Below are 6,434 nucleotides of genomic sequence, written 5' to 3'. Positions count from 1 at the left end.
GAATTAAGCTGTTTAAAGAAAGTGCTCAAGCCATGCAGATTGACGGAGAAATTTTCAGAGTCGACTCTTGGACACAAGTGATGTTTGGCCAAGGAGTGATACCTGAAAGTTACCACCCAATAGTTCATGCTATGAGTGACCAAGAGCTCACAAATTTTTTAACTAATTTTAGAAATAATATTAATAAAGTAGTTGAAAAACTGCCCACACATCAATCATTTATAGATAGATACTGTAAAATGTAGTCGTTAATAAGATAAAAACAGCACAATGCCTGTGCTGTTTCTCTTTGTATTATTTGTCTGTATATCTAACGGCGGTTCCACTAATACTTACCATCAACATAGAGCCCCCTTTGCCGACAACTTCATAATCAATATCAATACCTATCACAGCATTTGCGCCAATTGAACGGGCTTCATTTTCAAGCTCTTGAAAACCAATTTTACGAGCTTTAGTTAATTCATCTTCATAGGCTCCAGAGCGACCACCAACAATGTCCCTAATTGAGGCAAAAATATCTTTAAAAATATTAGCGCCCATAACGGCTTCACCCACCACTATTCCCACATATTGCTCAATATTCTTACCTTCTAGTTGACTAGTCGTTGTCATGATCATTTTAATGCTTCCTATTTAATAACATGTTTATTGCATTACCCTAATGGCCATGTAATAAGCAATCAAGATATCAGTTGTAAAACATTGTGAATTGACTTTATATCAATTCCATTAAATACGAGTAGGTATGACAGTTAGCATTGCCCGCTGCCCCACTTCCACGCCAGCATTGGGGAAAACAATGGCTTCGCCATCATATTGAGCTTTGTATTCGCATCCTGTTTCAGAGGCTAAAACAGTGCCTTTGGGGAAATCACTAAAGTTAGCTAAATCATCTGCGAAGTTAAGCCTAAAATCCAACTGACTTTTATTAATCACTTGATTCACCTTAAATATATGGAAGTCTTCAGCATCAAACAATTTGAACTTAACGTTTAGTGACGAAATTAGCTGCCTAAGAGTCTTCACGACTTGGGTAAAGTTCTGCATATCATTTTTACCAAAAGATTTAACCTTTCCGAGTTCAACTGTGAAAGAGTGGGCCCCAAAATTCCTTGATGAAAAATAACTAAAAGTATTGGTAGGGTTTCCAGACAAAAGAATGGTACTAACGCCACAAGCGAGCAAAACTTCTAATTGGGATTTATCCCAAGGTTTTTCGTGTAAGTAAGGATATACCGCAAATTTATCATTTTTTGACGATCGAATTGCGGTATGTAAATCGTAATGTATCCGTTCTCTATCTTGGCTATCAGTGATGTAAAACTTCTCTACAGCGCATTCAATTTGTCTAGCTCGAACCATTTCATCGCTAGAAATATTATCTTCAGCTGGCAATCCAAATAATCTATTCATATTTTCAGTCACAAAACGCTGGGCAAGATCCATTGACTTTAAATTTCCAAAGATAATTAACAATCGCTGACTAAGCTTTAGTTTATCCAATAGAATGTCTTTCACTAATGCATCACATATTTCGATGGGCGCTGTTTCATTTCCATGTACACCGCAAGAATAAATAATATCTTTGTTTCCAACACTAATTGGCTCGAAACAAATAATACCCGGCGCTAAAACATTCACTAAAGTGTGATCATCTATATAAAAACTAAATGGCTTTTCAAATAAGTCCGCTGACTGGCGGCTAAGAGACAAAAATTCGCCTGAATCGAATAAAGTATTTTGAATCTGCAAGTTATAAATTTCCAATGCTAAATTGCTATTTAAACAATCCTTATAATCGCTTAAAAATCGTTAAAAATAACCCTCTAAATTTAGTCAAGCTAAGAAATAAAACTAAAAAAAATAAACTCTTGTTACAAAAATGTAAATAAATAATGCTTTCAAACTTGCTAACTTTAGTAGACTATTCATTTCCTAGAAGGGAAAAAAATAAACCACAGAAGTTTTTAAAATGTAAAACGAATCGGTTAGTACACCAACCAAAGTTAATTACACATAATAACAAGTGATGCTAAAAGTTTAGGAAAATAATATTTGATCTATGCCTAATCCACAGGCCAACAAATTCAAGACAGACAAGGAAAAGTGTTAAATATATGTATAAATTAATTAACAAACTGTTTGACAATAATTAACCAACAATTTAACGTTTGAAAACGTTTACAGAAAGAGTTTTTATAGCTCTGAGATGAATTCGTAAACCACACACACACAACTACAAAAAACAACTAAAGGTATTTAATTCATGAGATCACACACTCAATTTAAACACTCTATACTCGCCAAAAGCATTGGCTTAATGTTAGGTTCAGCGGTTATTGCGCCTGCAATGGCACAAGAAGCGGACGAAGTTATTGAAGTACGCGGCTTACGTTCGAGTATGGCTGAGTCTATGAACACCAAAAAAGAATCACTTGGTGTTGTAGATGCTATATCAGCAGAAGATATTGGTAAATTCCCTGACACTAACTTAGCTGAATCATTACAACGTATTACGGGTGTTTCAATCAGCCGAAACAATGGTGAAGGTTCAGAAGTTACAGTACGTGGTTTTGGTGCTGGCAACAACATGATCACTCTAAACGGCCGTATGATGCCTGCTGCTGGTGCTTTTGCTAACAACCAAGGTACGTCTCGTGCATTTGATTTTGCTAACTTAGCATCTGAAAGTGTTCGAGCAGTTGAAGTTTATAAAACTGGTAAAGCAGATATTGCAACTGGTGGTATTGGTGCAACTATTAACATCATTACTGCTAAACCTCTTGCAGGTAAAGAAGGTTTCAGTGCAAGTGTTGGTGCTAAAGCAGTGATGGATACCACTAACCGCACTGGTGACGATGTCACCCCAGAATTATCTGGTATCTTTAGTTATAAAAGTGATGACGCCGTTTGGGGCGTGGGTTTAACCGTTAGTCACCAAGAGCGTGACAGTGGTTCAAGTCGTTTTGCCGAAAATGATTGGCGTATTGGAGTATGGGAAGATGAAAGCTCTCTTGGTAACCGTTCTGGTGTAAATGGAACAATTACTAACCCGCCAGCTGTTGGACAGTTATTTGGTATGCCTAATAACGTAGGCTATCAAGTACATGACGACAAACGTGTACGTGATAACGCTCAAGTAACATTACAATTTGCGCCAACTGACACCTTTACTGCAACACTTGATTATACCTACGCGAATAATGATCTTGAGAAAACTCAATATACTAAAAACGCTTGGTTTACTCGTAACACTCACAATGTAACCTTTGATACAGACCAACCAGTTGCTACAGCAGTTATTATTTCTGAAGACGTGAGTGGCTTTGACGATGATGGCAATGCTATTGGTACCAAAGATAACAATGGTAATTCAGTATTCACTGCTCAAGAAAATACGCTTAGTTCAATTGGTTTAAACTTAGAGTACCGAGTTAATGATGACTTCGCTTTAAGTTTTGATTTCCATGATTCAAACATGGATAGCTCACCTAACGCAGGTAAAGCTGGTGGTAATTTAGATTTTGCAGCTGCAACACCAATTGGTTTTTATCAAACAATGAACTTTATGGCTGACTTACCTGTTACTGAATTAATTGTTCATGATACAACTAAAGGTAATGGTAACGGTGTAGCTGATGTGGGTGATGTAGGTAGTCAGGTATTACGTAGTCACTGGAGTGCTCAAGAAACTGATATCCAACAAGTTAAAGTTGACGGTACTTACGAATTTGACGAAGGTCGTTTTGATTTTGGTGTTGAAACACGTTCTATGGAAATGGCACAAACTTATTCAGAAAACTATATGGCTTTGGGTGATTGGGGCGTAAGTAACCCACAAGATATCCCATCTAGCCTCGTTAGTGACATTGATGTGTTAGGCGGATTTGAAGATTACAATACAACAGGTATTGATAGTTTCGGTTGGCAACTTGACACCTTCGGCGCAGCAGCTTGGGCAGAAGGTTTTTATGGTCACGACTACAGTTACAACCCTGATTTCTCACAAAACCACCTAGTTAAAGAAGATACCACTGCAATTTATGCTCAAGTAGCTTTAAACGGTGAACTTGCAGGTATGGAAGCAAACTTCTTAGCCGGCGTTCGTTATGAAAGTACTGACGTAGAATCAACTTCGTTCTCATTACAAAACACGGCTATTGTTTGGGGTGACAACAACGATTACTTCTATGAGTTGTCTGACCAAGTAACAGCTATCACTGGTGAAACTTCATACGACCACTTGTTACCTAGCTTAGATTTTGACTTAGCTATTTCAGAAGAATTGAAAGCTCGTGCTTCATTTAGCCAAACCATAGCTCGTGCTGGTTATAGCCAATTGCGCGCTGCGGTAACAGGCATTAGCACTAATGGTCCAGCGGCTACAGGCGGTTCAGCGACAGCCTCAGCGTCTAACCCTGCACTTGTACCATTACAATCTAACAACTTTGATTTATCTTTAGAGTATTACTTTGATGATTCAAGTTATGTATCGGTTGGTTTCTATGAAAAACGTGTTAAAAACTTTATTGGTACAGAGCAAGTTGAAGAATCTCACTTCGATTTACGTGATGTAACTGCTGGTCCTCGTGCGTTAGCGGCAACCGCAGCACTTAATGATTTAGGTGTGCAAGTTGATGAAACATCACTATTTACTATGACGGTAATTATTGATAACCCTCAAGACTTCCCGAATGGTGCTGCTGATTACCAACCAGGTATTTCTTTCTCTGAAGGAATTGCGGCTAAGTATGATGTGCATCCAAATAATGACGATCCTGTAATGACTTTCTTAACCAGTAAGCCGGTTAATAACAAAGAAGCTAAAATTTATGGTTTCGAGTTAGCAGCCCAACACTTCTTTGGTGACACTGGTTTTGGTGTAGCAGCTAACTATACGACTGTACGTGGTGACATTGGCTTTGACGATACTGGTAGCCCAAGTGTTTCTCAGTTTGCTTTAGTTGGTTTGAGTGACACTGCTAACATAGTCGCAATGTATGAAAAGGACGCTATTCAAGCCCGTTTAGCTTATAACTGGCGTGATGAATACCTTAACAGTACTTCTAGAGGTAGCTCACGAAGCCCAGAGTATATCGAAGCATTTGCTCAGTTAGACTTTAACGTAAGTTATGCAGTGAATGATGAATTAACCGTTTCTTTTGAAGGTTTAAACCTAACAGAAGAAAACAGCCGTAGTCACGGCCGTTCAATTCGTCAAATCTGGAACTTGTCAGACCTAGGTGCTCGTTACCAAGTCGGTGTACGTTATAACTTCTAAGATAAATCTTAGTATTATCTAAAATGCAAAGGCCACTTTTTTAAGTGGCCTTTTTTGTATCCTGAAGATTAAATCCCTAGTAATATAAAACCATTAATAATGATGTAAAGTGTAATGACATATATGGAACTTAGTGCAAGCACCAATATTAGGATGAGTAAACACTATTTTGGAAATGAGCAAGCCCCAATACTAGTGGTAGATAACTTTATTGAACAAATTGATGAACTCATTGAATACAGCAAAACCTTAAAGTTTGAGCAAAACTCTCCTTATTATCCAGGTGTAAGGGCCCCAACACCTAAGTCCTATCAAAACCTTATTCTCAACACGTTAAAAGACACATTGATCGAGTTTTTTGAGCTTCCTAGTTCAGAGTTAACATTTCCTGTTAGTCACTACTCCATCGTAACCACTCCTCCAGAAAAATTAAACTTGCTACAAAAAATTCCACACTTTGATTCACTAGATAAGAACGGACTTGCTGCTGTTCATTACCTATTTCAAGGGGAATTAGGTGGAACATCATTTTATCGCCACAAGAAGACGGGTTACGAAATGATCGATCAATCTAGACAGATTGAATACTTACGTTCACTTGAGTCTGAAAACGGTGGACCTAATATTCCCAAAAAGACTGACGGTTACATTAATGGAAACACCGCCTTATATGAGCGCATATCAGAACAAGCTGGCGTGTTTAATCGAATCATATTTTACAGGCGTAACTCACTACATTCAGGCTCTATACCCGCCACCTTTGTTAGTTCAGGGGCAAAGAATCCCCCTCGATTAACGATTAGTAACTTTATCGACTGTCAAACTCCAAACAAGTAACAAGATAGAAAATACCTATTTTAGCGCACTTAATAATGGAATCGTTTTCAAGAAAACCAATGTTTTGATGATTAACAACCCTCTCTCATATAAGGCTCTGCAACATATCGATAACATTTAATATTTATCTTTGATTAAGAGGGCTGCTTTATATTAAAAAGCTAGCCATTATTAAAACAAACAAAAGTTCACTTTAAATTAACAAATTAATCAAACTTTTCTTGAAAACGTTTACATTATGGATTATTTTAGTCCTTCTTAGTTTTGATATTGTTAATTTTGAGGAATATAACGCAAGTTAATCGCCGCAAAA

5 protein-coding genes are annotated in these 6,434 nt (G+C 37.5%); 3 read left to right on the top strand and 2 right to left on the bottom strand.

Features of this window, described 5'->3' with window-relative positions; translation table 11 throughout:
* On the top strand, window positions 1-245 hold a 245-nt coding region (locus tag ACSHXM_RS13415), incomplete at its 5' end, for a tryptophan 7-halogenase (protein ID WP_435689273.1).
* Between the two features lie 49 nt (window positions 246-294).
* Here the strand turns inward: ACSHXM_RS13415 and ACSHXM_RS13410 are convergent.
* Both ACSHXM_RS13410 and astE read right to left on the bottom strand, forming a co-directional pair.
* Window positions 295-621: a heavy metal-binding domain-containing protein gene (locus ACSHXM_RS13410; protein WP_435689272.1), complete on the bottom strand. Its 327-nt coding sequence runs from the start codon at window positions 619-621 to the stop codon at window positions 295-297.
* Between the two features lie 111 nt (window positions 622-732).
* Window positions 733-1,755 carry a succinylglutamate desuccinylase gene (gene astE / locus ACSHXM_RS13405; protein WP_435689271.1) on the bottom strand — a complete coding sequence of 341 codons (1,023 nt, stop codon included), beginning with the start codon at window positions 1,753-1,755 and terminating at the stop codon, window positions 733-735.
* 514 nt (window positions 1,756-2,269) lie between these two features.
* On the opposite strand from astE, the gene ACSHXM_RS13400 reads away from it, so the two are divergent.
* Both ACSHXM_RS13400 and ACSHXM_RS13395 read left to right on the top strand, forming a co-directional pair.
* Entirely contained in the window at window positions 2,270-5,284 is a 3,015-nt protein-coding gene (locus ACSHXM_RS13400; RefSeq protein WP_435689270.1) for a TonB-dependent receptor, read from the top strand.
* A 123-nt stretch (window positions 5,285-5,407) separates the two neighbouring features.
* On the top strand, window positions 5,408-6,121 hold the full coding sequence (locus ACSHXM_RS13395; RefSeq protein ID WP_435689269.1) for a DUF6445 family protein: 714 nt from the start codon (window positions 5,408-5,410) through the stop codon (window positions 6,119-6,121).
* The last annotated feature ends 313 nt before the right edge of the window (window positions 6,122-6,434 follow it).

Source organism: Paraglaciecola sp., assembly GCF_051252315.1.
Taxonomy (GTDB): domain Bacteria; phylum Pseudomonadota; class Gammaproteobacteria; order Enterobacterales; family Alteromonadaceae; genus Paraglaciecola.
This window is presented reverse-complemented; position numbering and strand designations above follow the sequence as displayed.